Here is a 21,529-nt window from a genome sequence, read left to right as displayed (position 1 = left end):
GATGAAAGAATTATTGAATATGGATGCAGACCATAAGAAAGCAAGGCTAATCACTCAAATTGTTGTAATTGGTTGTATGCTCACGGCTTTGCTTGCGGTTTCCCTTAGTTTCAAATTATCAGCTGAACACGATGATAGACTATATGTGGTCAATCGTAGTGTAGCCTTAGAAGCACTATCAAGTGATGTCCAACAAAATAGACCTGCCGAAGCAAAGTTCACCTTGAACCGTTTTCATGAACTTTTTTATAACATCGCTCCCGACCCACAAAGCATCGCCAGTAATATGCGGAAAACAACTTATATCTCTGATGAATCAACAAAAATGTTATATGACAATTTAAGGGAACAAAAATTTTATGAAAATTTAATTAATTCCAATACAGTTCAGACGGTTGATATTGATTCAACAGTGGTTGATTTACGAACAACGCCCATGCGTGGGAAAATATCATTTACCCTTAGACAAAAGCGTGCCAGTGCAGAAAGCATTACGCCCATTTTAGCGGAATGCGAATTTGTCGATGTCAATAGGTCTGACAATAATCCCAATGGTTTTTTAATTAAGGGGTATCGTATTTTGAAAAGAGGCGAAACTCGTGAAAATGTCATCAATCAGAAATAATTAACGCTCTTTGATATGGCTTGGTTTAGGAAAAAAAGGGAAATAGATATGAATAGTACCGCTTATCAAAAGGGTATGCAGATGGCGGACAATCTATTTTCATTTGAAAAAAAAATAGGTACTTGGCTTAATGAAAAACAGCATAAAGTTGGATTTCGTAGCCGCAATATCATTTTAGCTATTTTGGCTATTCTGTACATTCTTTTCCTGTTTATTAATTAAAATGTCAGCACAAACAAATACAATAAATGCTCCTCAGAGGAGAAAAATTGAACTTAATAGAAGGCAAAAAATCCTTTTGTTCGCCTTTCTTCCTTTTTGGGTAATATTGGGAACGGTAGGAATGACTTACGGATTTATTGGGGATAATAGCAATGAAGTTACAACTACTAACCCTAATCAAATTAATATGCCTGTGGCTAATGCTAAAATAACCCCCATTGAGGAAACAGAAAAAAAGGGTTCTTCGCTCGATGAGCTAAACCCTACTTCAGTTTCTCGCAATAGCGATAATTTAGCATTTCAAGGTAGTTTCAATGAAAATGAAAGTACCAATCTTGGGAATTTATCCCCTAACTCTGGCGACTTAATTTCGGGTAGAGATAAAAATGCCTCGCCACGAAGTAATAGTTTTTCTTACGAACAAGAAAAAGGAATTCAAAATCGCTTTGATGCAATTGAACGTAATACCGACCAAAATTTAAAACGTCAGGCTTACGGTTTTACCGCATCAAATCAACCTAACAGGCAGTTAAAAACGTCTATCAATCAGGAAAATTTAGCCTATGTTAATCGGAGTGGGTATGACAACAGTCGTTTAATTAATGAAATATACTCAGGAAAGCCAACGGAAGATTATCAAAGAAAATTGAATCAAGAGGCAGTCGTGAAATCTGAGCGTGAAGCTCGTCAAGATAAATACGATGATATGCTCTTGAAAATGGTAGATAATGAGAATAAAAGAATTGAAAAGCAAACTAATAATCCAACAGCCAATCCTTTTAATAATGGTTCTACCAATCAAATTCCTGCTTTTGCTCGCAATAATAGAAAGGCATCCACAACAAAAGTAAAATCAGATGATGAAATATTTGAAGATGCTTTAAATGGGATTCCTCCAAAACAAACTACTGGTTCATTAGTCAAAGCGGATGGAGGTTCACCACAAATTGTTTCGGCGAAGGCTGAAAATGCTTTTTTTGGATTAAACGGCAAAAGGACAGAAGTAAACAAAAAAAGAACTCGTTATGAAGCCGTTGAAGGAGTAATTCATGGGTCTGGCGATGGTGTTTCTGTAACGAATGGTTCTACCGTTAAAATCAGAATTTTATCTGAAACAAAATTACAATTACAAGGAGAAGAATTATCGCTTCAACCAAATACTTTAATTACGGGCATTTGTTCTATCAGTGGCGATAGAATTATGATAAAAGTAACCAATTTGAGAATTGATAATTACCTGTATCCCGTTAGTATGCAAGTATATGATTTAGACGGACAACAGGGTGTTTATGTGAAAGACCTTGCCCAAAAGACACAGCTTAATTCAGCCCTTGTTCATAGTGCTTCGCAATCGGTTCAACCTTCGTATTTAATTAGTCAAGGTAGTGTTGGCAACCAAGTAGGAACACAAATTGCCACTAACACCCTTCAAAGTGTTTCTAATGTTGGGCGTAATATTCTTACTACTAAAATTGCCCAAGTGAAAGCATTTATCAGACCCAATTACCGTGTACTGCTTAAATTTCAAGAATTCGATGCTAAACCATAAGTCAAATAGTATGAAAAAAATAGTAAGTGTAATCCTTATTTTGTTAGGTTTTAATCAAATATATGGGCAGAATATTGATTCCTCCTTATACATTAAGCCCAACAAATATTTACTCCCAATTGCTAAAAAAGCCATTAGAGGGTCTTATCCTTTGGAGTTATCATTTTATAAAACCACGCACATTATTTTCCCTTCCAAAATTCGTGATTTTGATGCAGGAAGTGAAAGCGTTATTGCCACTGTTCCGCCTACCATTACAAATGTTTTAAGGGTAAAAGCAGGGAAGAAAGATTTTAATGAAGAAACGAACATGACTATTTTAACGGAAGATGGAGGTTACTTTTCGTTTGTTATTCATTACAATGAAAACCCTGATGTTTATAACATTAACATCGCAAACAATTTACGCATGGATGAATTATCAACGGATAGTTTGGGCATTGGTCGAGGAGCTTTATCAACCAGTAATATTTATGAGATAAATCAGGGAGAATATTCTGATGAGGAACTGAGAAGATTTGCAGGAAAAGCACTTAAACAACGCAAATATATTCGTCATATAGGAGCGAAGAAAGCAGACATATCCGTTTTCTTGAAAGGCATTTATTTTGAACAAAAGATTTTTTATCTACAAACCACCCTCGAAAACTCGTCTTCCATTCCTTATGAAATTGATTTTGTAAAGGTATTTATTAGGGATAAAAACGTACTAAAACGTACCGCCTTTCAAGAAGATGAATTAAAGGTTCTGATCAATTACCCAGAAGGATTTAAAACGGTAAAACCAAATTCAGAACTTAAAAAAGTGATTGGTATTCCGTTTATTACCTTGACAGACGGAAAGATTATGGAAGTAGAAATTTATGAAAAAGATGGTGGTCGCCACCTAAAATTCCAATTAGACAATGAGACAATCACACAAAGCAAGAGTATTTAGTTTATTCATTTTATTGACGATGATAACAAGCAATTTGAATGCTCAGGTTCATATTAAATCGCAAAAGTTTTTTGAAGTATCTACTCACGTAACTGATGGTTTTAACCCAAAACTCAATCAGTCAGGTTTGGGGTTTGGGATTGGCTTCGGAGTTTATAATAAGAAGGAAAATTCTTGGGTTTTAGGCTTGGACTATTTATGGAAAAACATTGACGTGGTGACTAACTCTACACAAATTTATCTCGTTCCAGTTGAGCAATTCACCAGTTCATACACGTATATCTACAAATTCTATCGTAACAGAAACAGAAGTATGTACATGAATTTTAGAACTGGTGGAATTTTTGGGTATGAAAGTGTTAATCAAAACGAGCGTTTCTTAACAGAAAACATCAAGATTAATAATGTAAGTCGCTTCTTGCTTGGAGCTTCGTTAGGAGCAGAAATCGAAGTACATAATTTGATAATTTCTGCCCGTCAGCGATGGACTCCAACATCCGAAGTAAAACCCTTTTATATACAATTAGGCATTGCCCTAAGATTTAATCAATAGATAATGACACCAAGAATTTATACAATAATCGCTTGCTTGTTTCTGTTGGGGGCTTGCAAAGCAACCTTAGATGTGGAAGGATTAGACGGGTTAAGTTCAGTTTCTCCCGAATTTAATTTTCTCATTAAAACCAACCAAAAAAGTACAAAAGCCAATGAGCCTTATTCATTCAATTTGTACATATCACAGTTAGATTTTAGCAATAAGAATACCATTTACAGATTCATTCCTGATATATCAAATACAGATGGATATTTTGTTGTTGAGAATGATACGACTAAGATTTTTCAGAAAAAAGATTGGATAGAAGTTAAGTATTCAAACTTTGAAAACAATGAGTTAAAAATGGTTTTCGTACCGACAGAAACCTTAACATCTAATACTGCCATCACAGTAAATATGTCAATCTATTGCATTGATACTCAAAATAAAAAAAGCATTATTCAAAATAGGAGTTTTTTGATTGCTCCTTAGATGTAAAAAATGTTGACAATACAAAAGGCGTTGAGAACTTATAAATTCTCAACGCCTTTTGTATTTAATTACTTTTAAAATTCACCACTATACACTCGGAATTAAGAAGTTAAGCGGAATATTTAACCCTTGGCTCAAGCGTTTAATCATCAATACACTCAGTTCTTGTTTACGATTCATAACCTTTGAAACCTTAGTTTTGTCTCCAATAAATGGTATTAAATCTTTATTTTTCAAATTTCCTTGTTCCATTCTATATTGTAGATAAGCTATCGGGTCACTTGCCTGCATCGGTATATGTATCTCCTCATAGGCTTCTATCAGCGTAATAAGCATTTCAAGCTCCTGACCTTCAGTACTTTCTTTTGAAGGTTTCTGTTTCATCAAACTACGAACTTTGTTCAATGCCATTTGATGATATTTTTCATTCGTGAGATTATCCATTATATTCTATCGTTGTAACGTCTATTTTATCGTATGCCTTGTGTGTACCAATCCAGATAATAAAAACCATTTGAAAACTATAATCTATTTCAGTAACAAGTCTGTAATCATTTCCCTTGATATTAAATACAACTCTATCATTAGCGACTATACTTGCATTACCATAGGTTTGTTTTACATCATTTGGGGTATTCCATTCTACTTGTTTAACCGTATTATACCAATCTAATAAAGGAAATTCGGCAGGAGGATGAAGTAACCAAAAATCCCTAATAGTTCCTTTTGCAATAATTCTCATATTCAAAATTAATAAAAAGTTGCGAATAAAGCAACACCATAAAGCTCTAATTTAGCCATAACAGTTCTTTCAATGTTGAAATAATGTGTGCTGACTTTTTATTGAATCACTAATTTATCCAACACTTTAATTAGCTTTTTCAATTCTTCAAAATTTTCTCTGTTGGGAGCGTTTAAGAATACACTAAGTTTTTGTTTTGCTGATTGTTGCTGCTCTTTTTTAATGGGCTTAATCTCCGAAATAACTTCATTCTGTTGCTCAATTGATGGCGTATTTTTTACAATACTGACAATTTCTTCGACGGATTTAACAGGATTTTCAATTTCCAATTTTCCTAATTGCATGACCTCCTTTTTAGACACTTTTGCTCTGCCTGCCAAAACATCCTCTTTTAAATCTTGCGAAAGTGTTTCAAGTCCTCTGGCAAAATCGCCATCTCTTCTAATTGTTTTTTCATCTACACCAAATTTCTCACCCATTAATTCAGAGATAGTGTGTGTTTCGTCTCTTTTAGCAAAATTATTGGCTTTACTTTCAACATTTTTGCTGTTATTATATTGCAAACCACGATAATATGACACTTCTAAAAGGCTCACATTTCTTCGTCCTAATTGTAAGTCAATCATAAATGCCTTGACATCCTCTAAGGTGTCGAAAGACATCAATGTTACATTAAATGGTATTTCATTTTCTATACATATCTTATAACGATTGTGTCCATCAATTAAGACAAACATTTCTTCATTAGCTACTGCTTCGGGATTAACAACTTGTTCGGAAGTATGCCATATTTTTATCGTGTCTTGACAGCCATTCTGAATAATATTCGCTTTTAATTGCTCAAATTCGTCTAACTGTAAAGGCTTAATCAAATCTTTTAACTCTTGAATGATAACGATTTTCTTCTTGATATTTTCGTTATTTAATAAACCATTATTAAACAATGGTTTTGAAGTCATTTTGATTTGGTCTTTTAAATTTAGTTTAGCCATTTTCTTATGTTATCTAATATTGGATTATGACAATAATTCAGTCGCTAATTCTTCATAAGCCTTCCCAACGGTTGAATTACTTTTATACACAAACATTTCTCTTCTAATCGCCTGAGCCTTACTGACATCAACCGATTCCTTTATTTCAGTATTAAATACCTTAAAGTTCTGGTACGTTTCTCTAACGAGTTCTTTAAAAGCTGTGTGAACGCTATTATTTTTTACCATCGTAAACACAATACCTTCAACTTTGATACCCGCACCACTATATACATTTACGTCCTCAATCACATCAAATATACTATTTAATCCCACAACGGCAGATGATTCGGGTTGAACAGTTATCAAACAGCTATTACTTGCATTGATGGCGTTCATCGTCAAAAGACCTAATGAAGGAGGGCAATCAATTAAAATAAAATCAAAACCAACCGTTGCCGTAGTAGAAAGGGCTGCCTTCAAACGTAATTGATTGGAAGGTGCAGTAAGTAAAACGGATTCAACTTTTTGTAATTCTAAGTCTGAAGGTACGACAAAAAGATTTTCGTTAATTTGTTGAATAGGCAAAGGCACTTTATTGTCAAGCATAGAATCAGCCACTTGTCCATTTTCGGTAGAAATTGAGAATATTTGACTTAGATTTCCTTGTGAATCCATGTCAATCATCAATACTTTTAATCCCTTTCGTGCCATCGCTTCTCCTAAAATAGCGGTAGTAGTGGTTTTTCCTACACCTCCTTTATTGTTGACAATCGCAATAATCTTTGCTTTTTGAGGCATTGCATTATATCCGTATCCAATTAAAATAGGCAATAATTTATCAAGATTCATCTTGCTCAATTCCTCTTTATTTTGAAGTGCCGTACTCAGTGCATTTCCTTTTATCCCCGCTTCTTTCTGAATTCCTGCAACCGTGAGAGATGGCTTCAATTTAAAAAACTTAGCAATTTGTTCAATGGTCATAATGCGTCTTGTTTGAATGATTGATATACAAATATAGGCAATAATTAGTAAAATCTTACTAATTATTGCCTATATTTTATTAAAAATATACTAATTTTTTCTCAAATAAATTTCAAAAACCAAACTTTATGACGTAAAATATTACTGAAGTATATACTTTGAGACGCAAAAACCTCACCCGTGCGTCAATAAGTATATAAGTCCGTTAACATTAGAATAAAATTACATTTATTTTGAGATTATTATCTCATAAAAGGTCAATAGTACATAAGACTATCCAAACAGTCCATATATGAACAATAACTATTTTAATGAGAGAATGTTTTGAGTCAACAGTGAGCATTTAATTCATGAAGTATTTGTCTGGTTGTGGGGAAAAAAGAATAACAAAATTGAGGGATATAGTTAATGATTAGCGATAAAAGCGATTTTTTGGGTATCGTCTTGATTACATATACTTCTATTTTTGAGAATAGTACAAACAGAGGTTAAGTAGCAGATTTACAATAGCCAACAAATTCAAATTAGGTTTATTTTGCAAAATCAGGTAATTCTACGTTAAAATATTAATGAAATTTAGCCTAATATTGTAATTCTCTATTGACACAGAATCAAAATTGAAATTTTCAACCCAATTGCTAATGAAAAACGCTACACAGGTTTTACCACCTTTACTAATCATTAAACCGCAAAATTACTCCATCGAATAGCTTTAATTTTCAAAAAATCAATTCGTGGCGGTTATATTCCAAATCGGTTGGATAGACGCCATAAATCAACAAAATTTTAGAGCTAATGGCGGTTATACGCTCGTTATGCGGCATTTTAGAAAGACCAACAAATATGAAACAGTTGACATTTAAAGTTATACTCCCGCTGACAGTAATTTCATTTGCGACAATTACTAAATGGTGGTATGCTTTACCTGTTGACGCACCAGACACATTATTTGCAGGTTTCCCTTTGCCGTTCGTTTGTGACGGTTGGCATACTTCAATGTCCTTGCAAATTTTCGTGACAGAATTTTTCGCAGACTTGTTGACCTACTTTTTGTTTTGGTTCATAGTGTTTTTTTGCATTAACCGTTTTTGGACAAAAATTAACCCAAACAAAATTGTGACAATTATAATGTGGGTCTTAGCCGGACTTGTCATTAGTGGAGCATCTTTAATTGCAAGTAACTCAGACAATTTATTCTATGTAAAACGACCTTTTGACCTTGAAGTAATGGAGACAGGTTACAAATTTGTTTGGAAACAGACAGAGCGACCTGACTATTATAAATATCACCCAGAAGAAAAGAAAGAATAAAAAACGACCGCATAACAGCACCTACCCAAAAGGCGGGGTTTCGTGTTCCAAAGAAAGTTTTGTGGGTAATCAAACATTAGTTTTTCAAATCAAGTTTTGTGGTAAAAGTCCCGCCCTTCGGGTAGCTGCAAACCGTTGGCTGTAATTATACAAAACCTCACAAAATTCAAAAAGAATGAAAAAATATTTAATAACAATCCTCTTGACAACTTTTATGAACTTTGCATTTGGGCAGACAGAAAAAATAGCTAACAAATCTGTTGCAGACAGTTTTGAGGTGAATTATAATGCAGACAATTTTGACGCAATATTTTCAAGTTTTTCAACTGAAATGCAAAACGCTTTACCACTTGATAAAACAAAGGAATTTTTAGCAGGACTGAAAACACAAGCAGGAAAAATTACCAAAAGACAATTTGTAAAATACGAACAGACTTACGCATCATACAAGACAAATTTTGAAAGAGCATTATTTGCAGTTAATATTTCTGTTGACAATAACTCAAAAATTAATGGACTATTTGTAAAACCTTTTAAAGAAAGTAATTTGCCTAAATTGGTTCGTAACACAACAAAACTAATTTTGCCATTTAAGGATGAATGGACTGTAATTTGGGGTGGCGACACAAAAGAATTAAATTATCACGTTGAAAGTGAAGCTCAAAAAAATGCCTTTGATATTGTGATAACTGACACCAAAGGAAATTCATATAAATCAAACGGAAAAGCCAATGAAGATTATTATGCTTTTGGAAAAGACCTCATTGCACCTTGCGATGGAGAAGTTGTTTTGGTAGTTGATGGAGTTAAAGACAATGTGCCAGGAGTTTTAAACCCCGTTTACGTTCCAGGCAACACAGTTATTATAAAGACACAGAACAACGAATATTTGTTTTTTGCTCACTTTAAACAACATTCAATTGTAGTTAAGCAAGGACAAAAAATAAAACAAGGGCAACTACTTGGGCTTTGTGGAAATTCAGGCAATTCATCAGAACCTCATTTACATTTTCACATCCAAAATGTTGAAGATATGAATTCAGCGACAGGAGTAAAATGTTACTTTGACAAATTACAAGTAAACGGACAGACCAAAACAGATTATTCACCAATTCAAAAAGAGAGCATAAGCAACGAGAAAAAATAACTACAGCCAATAACTAAGGTTATTTCCGTACTCCTTTTTTTTAATAAAACTATGAAAATATTTACAATTCAAAGATATGAGCATTCGTGGTGGCTGAAAGCCAAACCATGAAACCATGAGGGACGCTTAGTCTTGAACTTAATCTCTGGAGCGGACGGCTTAGTTAGTTTCTTTTATAGTTTCTCGTTCGACTTGAAGATATTTGGAAGAGCAGGTTATCGCCTGCTTTTTTTGTTTTTAGGGCTTCAGAGGGTTTCAAACTTTATGTGCCTATATCTACCTAAATATTCTAAGGATTCTGATTGTTTCGATTTTAATGTTGGATTTACCATTAAGCATATTTCAAAATCCTTAATTTTAAGTACCAATACATTAACAGTAATCTCAAAGCAAAATGGAACAACAAATTAAACAAGAAATTCTTCAACTCTATAAGCAACTGAAAGAAGAAGATAACCAGAAAGAGAACAGATTAGAAAAGTGGAGAAATCTTGAACCTGAATCAGCAGAGTTTATCTCAATCATTATAAGAACACAACAAAGTAAAAATGTATTGGAATTAGGAACATCAAATGGTTTTTCAACTTTATGGTTTGCCGACGCTTTGAACAACTCAAAGGGAAAACTAACTTCTATTGAAATAGAAGAACACAGAACAGAATTAGCAAGAAATTATTTGACCAATTTCAAACTAATTGATAATGTTGAACTACTTACAATGGATGCAAAAGACTTTTTAGTACAAGCCACACCTATTTATGACATCATATTTTTGGATGCAGAAAGAAAACATTATGTAGAATATTGGATTTATCTAAAAAAACTGCTCAACAAAAAGGGAAGTTTATTGATAGTTGATAATGTTATATCCCACCAAAACGATGTAAAAGAGTTTGTTGCGTTAATCGGAAATGATAAAGATTATATAGTTTCAACAGCAAATATTGGTGCAGGGATTTTACTTGTAACAAAGCAGTAAAAATTGGCTTTTCAAGAAGATAAAATATTTCTAAGTGTGTCAAAAATATTTGCTCTTATTCACGTAAATAAAGAACATTATACAACAATAGTGAAGATTTTAAAGGTAATAAAATCGAAAATTAAAATGTCGAATCAGAAACAAAGAATAAGCCAAGGTATTAATAATGCCAAGATGAGTTATTACAATAGTCAACAAACTTTTCGGTATATAGTTGTTCAACTATATACATATTAAATATACTTAGAATAATATACAATAAATATATACCAATTCATTAACACTAAAGTCCACTTTTTGATTTTGGAGAATTGTCCAATTAAACGGACGTTTGATTGGACTGAGTAATTAATCGGGATACCAACGGGATACCACACGTATTCCTCTGATTATCAAGGAATACCTGATTTGGTATCCCGAAGGTATTCCATCGGGATACCTTGAAAAATGAACTCAAATCATTATTGATTAGGTCAAGTTTTAAGACGGATGCGTTTGTAGGGTGTTCAATTCTCAGGACATTTTCGAGAAACGTCTGAGATAAAAACTCAAGTAGTGGAAATTCCATTAGGAGACCTACTCAAATATAATGTTGAGCCAAAGGTATTTTGGGACACCATCGGTTTACCGCTAATTATCAAGTGGTTACTAAATCGGTTTCCAGAAATTTGTTGTGGTTTCCCGTAGGTTTCCCGCTGATTATTAAGAGACTCCCAAATTGGCTTCCCACTGAAACTTACTAAAAATAAAGAGTTAGGCATTTTTCCCAAGATAGTTTTACTCATTTTATGCTTTGTGGCTACTGAAGTTGATATTTTCATCATACTTTGTTATTCTGAATTCATCTTTCTGAATAACAAAGTATGATGAAATTTTTTTACATTAATTTGGGACGGTAGTTTATATAAGTTTACCGTAGGTTTTCCTCTGATTATCAGAAGATTAATAAAGCTGTTCCCTGCTGATTATCAAGGGATTCCGAAGAGGTATTTCATAGATATACTTTAAATGTAATATAGAAATTAATATTTGTGGGAATTTGCAAGCAGATTAGATTGTTGCGAAGATTTTGATTCTTTGTTCTGATAAATCATGGAATCTGAAGTCGGCTCAATGATTCTGTTTTTAATTTTGATTCTACTATTGTTTCTGATTCTGCCAAATCATTAAATCCGACCTTGGTTCATTGATTCCGCTGTTTCTGTCGATTCAGATTTTGGACTTGCCATTTTCTCTTTTTGAAGATTAGTTCAAAACACCTTTTTGCTCAACTTAGGTATTTCATTAAAGTAAATATTATTTAACGGTAGTTTTAGATGTAGAAAAACAAGTAACTTCGACACATTAATATTTACACGAACACACTTATGACTACTGATAAAAGTTCTGAAGTAAATCAAATAAAAAGGGTATTCAAATTGCTACAACTATTACATGAACCTAAATATTCAGTAATAAGTCTTGCAAAATTGTTTAACGTAGGAAGACAAACAATTTATCGAGACCTTGAATTATTAGAAGAATTAGGATATTTCGTTGACAAAAAAAATAATAAATATTTTATTTTTGAAGCTACCCCTAAAACTACATTCACAGAAGAAGAAACGGGACTACTACATGAATGTATAGCGTCTATTTCTAATAGCACTCCTCTAAAATTAAGTATTCTCAAAAAACTATCTGCTTCTTCATATATCGCTCCACAGTCAGACGAACTGAAAGATAAACATTTAGGCACTATCGTTCAGAAACTTCAAGTAGCTATAAATTCAGAATGTTCTGTCAAACTAATTAATTATCATTCATTAAATACTGAAGAAATCAAGGATAGATTCGTAACTCCTTTAAAATTGAGTTTGGACTATTCAACACTCTCTGCGATTGAGACAGGAAAAGAAAAAACGTATAAAGTAAAACGTATTACTGATGTTGAGATTCAGTATGACAAGAAAACAGGAATTAGAAAAGCAATGAATGTGGATGTTTTCGGTTGTTCTTCGACAGAATCTATATCTATTCATTTGTATTTAAGTAAAAGAGCTTTCCAACTATTTTATGAAGAATATCCTTCAGCGAGAGTATATCTAAGCAAGCATAAAGAGCTGAACGATTTTCCTTATGAATTGAAATTAGATGTACAAAACTATGCAGGTATTGGCAGGTGGTGTTTGGGTTTGATTGGCGAATTGAAAGTAATTGACGATGAAGGACTTAGAAATTATTTGAATGAACGGTTGAAGATTGGTGGAGAGTTTTAGATTTTGTACCATCAGATGACACAAGTAGTGGATTAAATTTGAAAAAATATATAACTATGATAAAAACAATTTATCAATTTGGAGAGCAACTTAAACAAATTGATGCTATGAAGCATTTTTTTGAAATAAGCGGTTCGCCTTATCCAGAAAAAAACGAAAATGAAAGCGTTATTTTTTTGGAAATTGCCAATGGAAAACCTCAAAAACTTTCTATTGAGGATTATCGTAAATCTTGGAAAGAAAAATATTTGTTTCGAGAGTTAGCTTCTTCTCGTTCTACAAGTTTAGTTCCAACGCTACATTTTTATAATCTTCCTGTGGGCGATAAACCTGAAAACTTGGAGAAAAATCGTCAGATTCTCAGAGAGTCGATTGTTAAGTTTTTGGATAAGCTTGGGCGTTGCTTAGATGCTAATCTTTCAATTTACAAAATCTTCTTTTCCAAAGAAGAAGTCATATCATTTCTTGATACTCACTTTCAATCATTCATTGAGCAAACGTGTCCTGAGAAAAAAAACTACCTTTTCACTATCAAGATTGACGATAAATGGATTGGTGAAGTTCAGAAAATACGGAATATCCTTGAAGAAGAGGCTTATAATAAGTATTTCAATAGCAAAGGCGATTCATACAAATCAAATGATAAAATATGTTCTGTAACCTACCAACAATCTGATGAAGTTTGGGGGCGAGTTGATACGCTCGGGTTTACAGTAAATGATATTTCGTTTTCGAGAAATGGATTTGATGCCAAAAATTCTTACAAAATGTTTCCTGTTTCACCCGAAGTTGTAAAAACCTTAGAAGGAACCCAAAGAGCATTGTCTAATGGTTTATCTTATGGCTTTCAGAACCTCCGATTTTATGTACTTCCAAGATTCATCGCTATCAATGATAATGATTTGAAGAAAGAAATTGTAGAAACATTTATTCAGAAAAGACAAAGTGGAAACACAACGTATTCTGAAAATCAAATTAATTCTATCATTAATAGTGAGGGGATTTTTAATGAGATTATTTCAGAGGAAAAACTGCATCATAACAGTGTTTACTATGATATCTTTTTTTACGAAGAAAAACAAGCTCAATTTTCTATAAAACTACACCTATCAGACCTTTTACCTTCAAGGTTCGGGAACATTTTAGATTCAAAAAAGTCAATTTCTGAGTATTATAATCGTATCACAAAAGTTGTAACCAAAAAAGCAGAATTTGCTTTCAATCTTACTTTTTTTGATATGAAAAAATACTTCCCAGAGCCTTTATTTTTTCAAGTGATGGAAGCTATTTTCTATAAAACAGTGATAACTGAATACAAAATATTAGCTGTTTTTATGGAATTACTTAGAACCGATTTTAAAAACCTATCGAATGATGCCTACGCATTTGCTCTGAATGTAAAGCGTTCATTTGTCATCCATCAGTATTTACAAAACCTTCAAATTTTTGGTAATATGGAAACACAAGAAAAACAAACTCTGAGTTTTGTCGCAGAGGAGTTTGTAAACAATCACGAATCCTTTTTTAAGGATAACCCAGCGAAAGAAGCAGCTTTTTATTTAGGATGTGCAACAGAGATTTTATTAAATGCCCAGGAAAGCCATTTAAGAAGTCGCCCATTTGCTCACAAGCTAAATAACTTAAACATCGGTTATCGTGAAATGATGGAAATAAAGCCTAAACTATTACAAAAGTTAGATGAATATGAGAAAGCAGACAAATTATATGGTGATTATAACGCTGCCCTTGAACTTTTAACAGCTTTCGATAAGGCTTTTATAAATATAAAGCCAGCCCAAAACAATGTAGAAACATCTTATGCTTTTTCATTAGGCTTAACGATTCAAAAAGAATCTTTGAAGAGTAGAATGCTTGACAGAATTGAAGCAAAAAAATCAAAATAATTCAAAACACTTAAACTATCATTTATCATGGCAGAGATTACAAACCGCAGTGAAATTTTATTTATCTATGACGTAGTGCGTTGCAACCCCAACGGCGACCCACTTGATTCAAACCGCCCACGTCTCGACGAAGCCACCAACAGATGTTTAGTTACAGACGTGCGTTTAAAAAGAACTATTAGAGACTACCTTTTCGACAAAGGTTATAATGGAGAAGCAGGTGGTAAAGGAGATATTTTTATTAGAACAGAAGCTGTTACAGGTGAACAACGTTCAGGTGTATATGCAGATGAAAAGGAATTTAAATCAAAATTTATTGATGTAAGATTATTTGGGGGAGTTTCTGCTGTAAAAGGGAAGAATTTCCAACTAACTGGACCTGTTCAGTTTTCAATGGGGTATTCTTTAAATAATATCTATAAAGATAATTTCATTAAGGGGACAGGGGCTTTTGCTACCAAGGAAGGAGCAGAACAAAAAACATTCAGAGAAGAATACAATATTACCTACGGTTTAATTGCGTTTCACGGTACAATCAATGAAAATGCAGCCAAAAAATCTGGCACGACTAATAAGGACATTGCAGAACTTACAGAAGCAATTTGGAATGGAACGAAAGGGCTTTTAACTCGCTCAAAGAAAGGACATATGCCACGTTTGTTGGTAAAAATTGATTATAAAGATAGCTTTTTTATTGGTGATTTATGCCAAAGATTGAGTATGGTTTTGAAAGATGGTAAAACGATGGAGTCATTAGAAGACATTTCTGACTATTTTTTAGATATCAAAAGTCTAAACGAAGCACTCAAAAAATATGATGATAAAATCATTTCTATAAGTGTCATTCAAGACGACAGAATTGAGTTAAGCGAAGCTATTCACACTAAATAATACTCGAAAATGAAGGTATTAGTTTTTGATATTTGGGGTGATTATGCACACTTCAAAAAAATCTACGCTACTACTTCTGCTTTGACTTATGCTATTCCGCCCAAAACTTCTATCTATGGTTATGTAGGAGCTATTTTGGGTTTGGAGAAAGACAAGAATGAATACCTCAAATACTTTGAAAACAAACAATGCCTTATAGGAATAGGCATACAAAACACACTTCGTTTTCAAAGATTAGGTATCAATTTAAAAGCTGAATTAGGTCGTAAAAAAGAAGGTAGCCCCCCCAAACCCACTATGATGGAGTTTGTGCATCAGCCACGATATAGAATTTATTTTTCGCATCAAAACAATGAAGTGTATAATAAACTTAAACTCGCTTTGGAGAAACACCATTCCGTTTATACTCCATGTCTGGGTTTAGCATTTTTAACTTCAAATTTTGAATTGATTGGAGAGTTTGAGGCTAAAAAAATAGACTCAAATGAGAGCATCTCTCTGGATTCTGTATTGAGAAGGCAGCATTTTATAGAATTTGATAGAGAAGGGTTATTACAAAACGAAGTTCAGATTATTGAACAAAGTATGTATGCTATTGAAATGGATATAGAAAGAAATGTAACGGAAAGAGATGATATTCTTCTTGAACGAAACGGAAGACCTATAAAAGTTAGATTAAACGAATATTACCAAATTGATGGAAAAAACATCTGCTTATTTTGAATTGATTTCTCATCCAGATAGGACATTACAACAGCATTTAACTGGTTGTGATGTTCTGTCTGAGAAGATTTTATCCTTAAAGTTTGTTGAAAAAGATACTTTCTTTGAACTATCTTTTTTGAATAAACTTCGGGAAATATTAGTCTATTTTCATGATTTTGGGAAAGCCAGTTTTTTTCAATCAAAAATCATAAAAGCAACGATAGAAGCTGAGAATAATCAAGAATTTAAAAGTCAATTAGGTATTCAAAAATATATTGCTTTTTTCAATGAAAATCGACGTGCTTATTTCAATAAGTGTTTAGGTGAAAATGACCGTTTATCTAATCATGCTAAAATAGGAGGTTATTTTGCCATTGAGCAGATTGAACACGATGATATATTTTTGAAATTTGTTATTCTCAAAATCATTAGAAGACATCACGGATATTTGACAAATTTTTTCTATTCTAATGAGGAGACACAAATTCAACTCCAACAAAAAGATATTCAGTTTTTAGAAAAGCAAATTGAGGTTTTAGATTTTGAATCGTATAATCAGATTTTAAGTAATCAATCGTTAATCACCTCAAAAGAACATTGGGAAAAGATAAAAAGTGAATTATCAAGTGGTAGAAAATTTGTTAAATACCAAACAGAATTTGAGAGTAGAAAAGAAGTAAAATACTTTTTCTTACAACATTATCTTTTTTCCCTATTGCTTTCAGCAGACAAGGGTGATTTGATGTTATTGAAAACTGATAAAGATTGGTACATTCAAGAAAATACCCTTTTGCCTCTGAACATCATTAACGATTATAAAACGAATCTCTTTTCAAATGAAGCTCCTAAACCAATAGACTTTGTTAGAGAAGAAGCCTATCAATTGGTTCAAAGAAATGTTCTTGAAAATAGTTCCAAAGCATTTTTCTCAATTACACTACCAACAGGCTTAGGAAAAACTTTTTCAGCTTTCAATGTGGCAACTATCCTACAAAACGCATTTTATGAGCAACACGGAAGCAAGCCAAGAGTTATTTATGTATTGCCATTTACCTCTATTATTGACCAAAATGAAAACATTTTCAGAAAAATCCTTAAAAGTTCTAATATTGGAAATTTAGAAACTCGGCTTTCAAAAAATCATTATTTGGCTATGCCAAATGAACAATATGATGAAGAAAAACTTAGTAAAGATGAACCTGAATATTTGGCTGATGGCTGGGAACATGATTTTATTGTAACAACCTTTGTTCAGTTTTTGGAAGGAATATTTACGAATAAAAATCGATTACTTCGTAAGTTTCACAATATGACCAATGCTATTTTTATCTTGGATGAAGTCCAAAATATTCCCCCTCAGTATTTCGAGGTTATTGAATTGGTTTTCAAAAAAATGAATGAATATTTTGGAACTAAGTTTGTTTTTGTAACGGCTACACAACCATTCATTTTCAATAATAATGATGAAATTCTTGAATTAGCTAATCCTAAAAAGTATTTTGAAAATCTTAAACGAATCGAAATTAATCAAAGCCTACTAAAAGTTTCTGAGAAGCACTTGTCAGTTGATGAGTTTTGCTATTCCTTAATTGAAGACATCAAATCCAATATCAACAAATCATTTCTGATAATTTGCAATACTATCAAATCATCGCAGGAAATTCATAAACAATTGAAGCAAGAGTTTGAAGAAGTGCTTTACCTGTCAAGTTCAATTTTGCCTTTCAAAAGATTAGAGGTTATCGAAAAAATTAAGACTCAAAAAGGTCATCAAATTGTAGTTTCTACACAGGTAGTTGAAGCTGGCGTTGATATAGATTTAGATATTGTGTATCGTGACTTTGCTCCCATTGATTCAATTAATCAGTCAGCAGGTAGATGTAATAGAAATGGGTTAAAGGGCAAAGGAGCTGTTAAACTATTTGATTTGGGCAAAAGTAAGTATGTTTATGATAAAGTATTATTGTCAATTTCGAGAGATGTACTGAAACATCATGACGAGATTATACAAGAATCAACCTTGTATGATTTGAATTTGGAATATGCTACTCAAATTAGAAAGCGTAAATCAAACGATAGTAACGCTTCACAAAAGTTAATAGAATGTATTCAAAATTTGAAATTAGAAGATATTGAAAAGAATTTCAAATTGATTGGGGAAGATTTTAGAAATTATAACGTGTTTTTGCCTGTTGATGATAAATCTTTAAAGGTTTGGGATGAGTTTATGTCAATATTCAAAATAACAGATGATGATTTTGAAAGAAAAAGAAAAATCAAAAAAATAAAACCTTCATTATTACAATACGTTACTCGTTTCCCTAAGAACAAATTTGTTCCACCATCTAAACAACAAGATAAAGGGATAATATATGTTGCTGATTGGCAAAACTATTATGACTTAGAAACTGGATATAAATTAGTTGAAGATAAAGATTTTATACTATGACCATAAAACTTCCCCAAACCATAATAACCTTCCCCGAAATACGCCTACAAACTCGTGATGCTCATAAATTACGAGGTTTTTTTGGCAATTTATTTAAGGAACATTCTATTTTATTACATAATCATTTCCAAGATACTGGCGAGTTTCGTCAGGGTTACACACTTGTACAATATAAAGTTCTCGACCATATACCCACACTTGTGGGTTTGGGTGAAGGAGCTGATTTATTAGTGGATTTGTTCTTGAAAATTAAGCATTTAGAAATTGATGGGCATTTTTTTGAAGTAATGGCTAAAAATATTAACCATTCTGTGGTGGATATTGGACTTTCTAATTCTTTGTTCGAATATCGCTTTGAGAGTCTTTGGATGGCTCTAAATCAGAATAATTATCGTGATTTTATCAAGGCTACTTCCGATGAACAGGATGTAATTTTTAATAGAATCTTGAAAAACAATCTATTGGCTTTTTTGAATGGAATGGGATGCCAATTGACAAAAAATGAACCAATTATGTGCAAGTTTTCTTTGAAAAAAACTCGTGAAACCAATTTTAAAGATAATAAAATGATGGGCTTTCAGGGAAGTTTTATGTGCAATGCTTTATTACCAAATTTGATTGGTTTAGGAAAATCTGTTTCTCGTGGGTATGGAACAATCATAAAAATATAAATTTATGCAGCTACACATCAACAAATACGGCACTTATGTTCATGTAAAAGATGGTATGTTTGAAATTAGACGTAAAGAGGACGACGGGACATTATTTACTAAGCCTTTTTCTGCACATAAAGTTACTCATATAATTATGACTACTGGTACGATGCTTAGTACAGATGCTATCAAACTTGCCATGATGAATAATGTAGATATTGTGTTTTTGGAACAAAATGGTTCTCCCATTGGTCGGGTTTGGCATAGCAAATTGGGGAGTACGACCAAAATACGAAAGTGTCAACTCGAAACCAGTATGAACCCTGAGGGGTTAAGATGGGTGAAAGTCTGGTTGGTTCTGAAACTTGAGAACCAATTAAATTTCATTAAAGATTTAAAAAAACATCGTCCACAACACGCAGATTTTTTGAATGATAAAATTACCAAAATTGAAAATCTAATTGTTTCAGTATCGCTTCAAGAAGGCAAAACTACTTCAGAAGTTGCAGATACGCTTAGAGGTTTGGAAGGTACAGCAGGGAGACTATATTTTGAAACGTTGAGTTATGTTTTACCTTCTGAATCGCAGTTTAAGGGACGGTCGTCTCGTCCTGCTAACGATGCTTTTAATGCTTTTCTGAATTACGGTTACGGTGTATTATACTCTAAAATTGAAAAGGCTTTAATCATTGCTGGAATTGACCCATACTTGGGCTTTTTGCACCGAGATGATTACAATCAGTTGAGTATGGTTTACGATTTTATTGAACCTTATAGAATATATGTTGACGAGGTAGTATTTCGTTTATTTTCGGGAAAGAAAGTAAACAAAGCTCACTCTGATGTCCATACTAAAGGAGTTTCACTCAATGCAGAAGGCAAAAAACTATTAATAGAAGCATTCAATAAATTTATGGACGAAGACACCATTCGACATAGAGGAAAAAATCATACTCGTTCAAATGCGATACAATATGATAGCCATATTTTTGCGAATGCTATTTTGGGTAATAATAGTGACCCTCAGAAATTAACAATTGACAAAACTGAAATTTAAAATGCGATGGTTATTTGGGTATTATATGACATTGAGAACGATAAAAATAGAACGAAAGTCTCTAAAATATGTAAACAAGCAGGTTTATATAGAGTACAATTTTCGTGTTTTGTTGGAACGTTAACCAACAACGAAAAGGACACGTTGACGCTTCGTTTAGAAGAATTAATAAATGTTGATGTTGACAAAATTTATATTTTTCCTATGAATCAGACGGAATTAAAACAAACTGTATTACTTGGACAAGCATTTGATAAAAAATTAGTCAATGACGAAATAAGAGCTTTATTCTTTTAATAATGATAACACTAACTCCATCTCATATTATTCAATATTTATACTGTCCCAGATTTACTTTTTTTGAGTATGTTTTGGGGATTCCGCAGTTTGAAGAAAAGAATTTTAAGGTAATTAAGGGCAGAGAGATTCATGACCAGAAATTAGAACAGAATAAAAATTATCTTCGCCGACGTATAGGAGTAACCGATAAGCATTTAGACCAATATTTAACCAATGATTTGATTAGAGGAGTGATAGATGAAGTATTAGTTTTGGAAGATGGAACAATGGCTCCATTAGACTATAAATTTGCGATATATGAAGATAAAATTTATGAAACTTACCGCACTCAACTCTTTTGTTATGCTTGGTTGATAGAAGATACTTTTGGAAAGAAAGTTGAGAAAGGATTTCTGGTTTATACTCGTAGCCAACATAAATTGGTCGAAGTAAAGATAGAACATTCTGACAAAGAAGATGTAAAATATGCTGTCAGAGAGATTGAAAAAATTATTGTAGGAAATATCTATCCCAAAGCTACTAAGTATAAGTCAAGATGTGTAAATTGCACATATCGAAATATTTGTACTAAATAAGTCTTGCTTTGGTCATTCCGAAGGCTAATTTATTTAACCATCCTTGAAAAACAAGTTTAAATCACTAACAATCAAAAACTTACCTTTACGGAAAAGATTGTAACAGTTATGAAAAAACGCTCTTTGACATATTGTAATTATAAAAAAAGAGGGTTAAAGAAAATAACACAAATAATTAATAGTCAACAACTTAATGTTCTTGACGGATTCCAACGCCACATGATGGCACAAATGGATTGAAAC

Annotated in this window: 22 protein-coding genes; 17 read left to right on the top strand and 5 right to left on the bottom strand. The window is 32.7% G+C overall.

Annotation, left to right across the window (positions count from 1 at the left end):
* Nucleotide 1 precedes the first annotated feature (1 nt).
* The 5 genes from LV89_RS23575 (at nt 2) to LV89_RS23550 (ending at nt 4,360) form a co-directional block, all read left to right on the top strand.
* Entirely contained in the window at nt 2-625 is a 624-nt protein-coding gene (locus LV89_RS23575; RefSeq protein WP_109745409.1) for a conjugative transposon protein TraK, read from the top strand.
* 223 nt (nt 626-848) lie between these two features.
* Nucleotides 849-2,396 (top strand): conjugative transposon protein TraM, encoded by a 1,548-nt coding sequence (gene traM, locus LV89_RS23565; protein ID WP_109745406.1) that lies wholly within the window; start codon nt 849-851, stop codon nt 2,394-2,396.
* A 10-nt stretch (nt 2,397-2,406) separates the two neighbouring features.
* Complete coding sequence (gene traN, locus LV89_RS23560; RefSeq protein ID WP_158279677.1) at nt 2,407-3,333, top strand: conjugative transposon protein TraN; 927 nt, start codon at nt 2,407-2,409, stop codon at nt 3,331-3,333.
* Entirely contained in the window at nt 3,302-3,886 is a 585-nt protein-coding gene (locus LV89_RS23555; protein WP_109745403.1) for a conjugal transfer protein TraO, read from the top strand. The genes traN and LV89_RS23555 overlap by 32 nt, the downstream gene beginning before the upstream one ends.
* Before the next feature lie 3 nt (nt 3,887-3,889).
* Nucleotides 3,890-4,360 (top strand): hypothetical protein, encoded by a 471-nt coding sequence (locus LV89_RS23550; RefSeq protein WP_146199252.1) that lies wholly within the window; start codon nt 3,890-3,892, stop codon nt 4,358-4,360.
* Nucleotides 4,361-4,447: 87 nt separating this feature from the next.
* Here the strand turns inward: LV89_RS23550 and LV89_RS23545 are convergent, their stop codons facing one another.
* The 4 genes from LV89_RS23545 to LV89_RS23530 all read right to left on the bottom strand — a co-directional run bounded on the left by LV89_RS23545 (nt 4,448) and on the right by LV89_RS23530 (nt 7,057).
* Nucleotides 4,448-4,804 carry a helix-turn-helix domain-containing protein gene (locus LV89_RS23545; protein ID WP_109745400.1) on the bottom strand — a complete coding sequence of 119 codons (357 nt, stop codon included), beginning with the start codon at nt 4,802-4,804 and terminating at the stop codon, nt 4,448-4,450.
* Nucleotides 4,797-5,102, bottom strand: coding sequence for a type II toxin-antitoxin system HigB family toxin (locus LV89_RS23540; RefSeq protein WP_109745398.1), 306 nt, complete (start codon nt 5,100-5,102; stop codon nt 4,797-4,799). The genes LV89_RS23545 and LV89_RS23540 overlap by 8 nt, the downstream gene beginning before the upstream one ends.
* 98 nt (nt 5,103-5,200) lie before the next feature.
* The gene (locus LV89_RS23535; protein WP_109745396.1) at nt 5,201-6,094 is read right to left on the bottom strand and encodes a ParB/RepB/Spo0J family partition protein; all 894 of its coding nucleotides are present in this window, start codon (nt 6,092-6,094) and stop codon (nt 5,201-5,203) included.
* Nucleotides 6,095-6,118: 24 nt separating this feature from the next.
* Nucleotides 6,119-7,057 carry a ParA family protein gene (locus LV89_RS23530; RefSeq protein WP_109745394.1) on the bottom strand — a complete coding sequence of 313 codons (939 nt, stop codon included), beginning with the start codon at nt 7,055-7,057 and terminating at the stop codon, nt 6,119-6,121.
* Nucleotides 7,058-8,185: 1,128 nt separating this feature from the next.
* On the opposite strand from LV89_RS23530, the gene LV89_RS25665 reads away from it, so the two are divergent.
* The 3 genes from LV89_RS25665 (at nt 8,186) to LV89_RS23510 (ending at nt 10,494) form a co-directional block, all read left to right on the top strand.
* Nucleotides 8,186-8,368 carry a hypothetical protein gene (locus LV89_RS25665; RefSeq protein ID WP_211321267.1) on the top strand — a complete coding sequence of 61 codons (183 nt, stop codon included), beginning with the start codon at nt 8,186-8,188 and terminating at the stop codon, nt 8,366-8,368.
* Nucleotides 8,369-8,543: 175 nt separating this feature from the next.
* Nucleotides 8,544-9,515, top strand: a complete 972-nt coding sequence (locus tag LV89_RS23515) for a M23 family metallopeptidase (RefSeq protein WP_109745391.1) — start codon at nt 8,544-8,546, stop codon at nt 9,513-9,515.
* Between the two features lie 394 nt (nt 9,516-9,909).
* Nucleotides 9,910-10,494 carry an O-methyltransferase gene (locus tag LV89_RS23510; protein ID WP_109745389.1) on the top strand — a complete coding sequence of 195 codons (585 nt, stop codon included), beginning with the start codon at nt 9,910-9,912 and terminating at the stop codon, nt 10,492-10,494.
* Between the two features lie 548 nt (nt 10,495-11,042).
* Here LV89_RS23510 and LV89_RS23500 read toward each other — a convergent pair.
* Nucleotides 11,043-11,318: a hypothetical protein gene (locus LV89_RS23500; protein ID WP_109745385.1), complete on the bottom strand. Its 276-nt coding sequence runs from the start codon at nt 11,316-11,318 to the stop codon at nt 11,043-11,045.
* A 594-nt stretch (nt 11,319-11,912) separates the two neighbouring features.
* Between LV89_RS23500 and LV89_RS23495 the strand changes: the two genes are divergently transcribed.
* From LV89_RS23495 to cas4, 9 genes are read left to right on the top strand one after another with little or no spacing between them, the layout of a single operon-like run.
* Entirely contained in the window at nt 11,913-12,752 is an 840-nt protein-coding gene (locus tag LV89_RS23495) for a helix-turn-helix transcriptional regulator (RefSeq protein WP_158279676.1), read from the top strand.
* A 56-nt stretch (nt 12,753-12,808) separates the two neighbouring features.
* Complete coding sequence (locus tag LV89_RS23490; RefSeq protein ID WP_109745381.1) at nt 12,809-14,656, top strand: TM1802 family CRISPR-associated protein; 1,848 nt, start codon at nt 12,809-12,811, stop codon at nt 14,654-14,656.
* Nucleotides 14,657-14,683: 27 nt separating this feature from the next.
* Nucleotides 14,684-15,547, top strand: coding sequence for a type I-B CRISPR-associated protein Cas7/Csh2 (cas7b, locus tag LV89_RS23485; RefSeq protein ID WP_109745379.1), 864 nt, complete (start codon nt 14,684-14,686; stop codon nt 15,545-15,547).
* A gap of 9 nt (nt 15,548-15,556) precedes the next feature.
* Nucleotides 15,557-16,270: a type I-B CRISPR-associated protein Cas5b gene (cas5b, locus tag LV89_RS23480; protein WP_109745377.1), complete on the top strand. Its 714-nt coding sequence runs from the start codon at nt 15,557-15,559 to the stop codon at nt 16,268-16,270.
* On the top strand, nt 16,245-18,701 hold the full coding sequence (gene cas3 / locus LV89_RS23475; protein ID WP_109745375.1) for a CRISPR-associated helicase Cas3': 2,457 nt from the start codon (nt 16,245-16,247) through the stop codon (nt 18,699-18,701). Before cas5b ends, cas3 begins: the two co-directional genes overlap by 26 nt.
* On the top strand, nt 18,698-19,372 hold the full coding sequence (locus tag LV89_RS23470) for a CRISPR-associated endonuclease Cas6 (RefSeq protein ID WP_109745373.1): 675 nt from the start codon (nt 18,698-18,700) through the stop codon (nt 19,370-19,372). The genes cas3 and LV89_RS23470 overlap by 4 nt, the downstream gene beginning before the upstream one ends.
* A 4-nt stretch (nt 19,373-19,376) precedes the next feature.
* Nucleotides 19,377-20,411: a CRISPR-associated endonuclease Cas1 gene (cas1, locus tag LV89_RS23465; RefSeq protein WP_109745371.1), complete on the top strand. Its 1,035-nt coding sequence runs from the start codon at nt 19,377-19,379 to the stop codon at nt 20,409-20,411.
* A gap of 6 nt (nt 20,412-20,417) precedes the next feature.
* Nucleotides 20,418-20,708: a CRISPR-associated endonuclease Cas2 gene (gene cas2, locus LV89_RS23460; protein WP_109745370.1), complete on the top strand. Its 291-nt coding sequence runs from the start codon at nt 20,418-20,420 to the stop codon at nt 20,706-20,708.
* A gap of 2 nt (nt 20,709-20,710) precedes the next feature.
* Complete coding sequence (gene cas4, locus LV89_RS23455; protein ID WP_211321266.1) at nt 20,711-21,286, top strand: CRISPR-associated protein Cas4; 576 nt, start codon at nt 20,711-20,713, stop codon at nt 21,284-21,286.
* Nucleotides 21,287-21,529 lie beyond the last annotated feature (243 nt).

This window comes from Arcicella aurantiaca (assembly GCF_003148625.1).
GTDB lineage: Bacteria > Bacteroidota > Bacteroidia > Cytophagales > Spirosomataceae > Arcicella > Arcicella aurantiaca.
The sequence above is the reverse complement of the archived record's forward strand: the minus strand, read 5'-3'. Positions and strand labels throughout refer to the sequence as shown.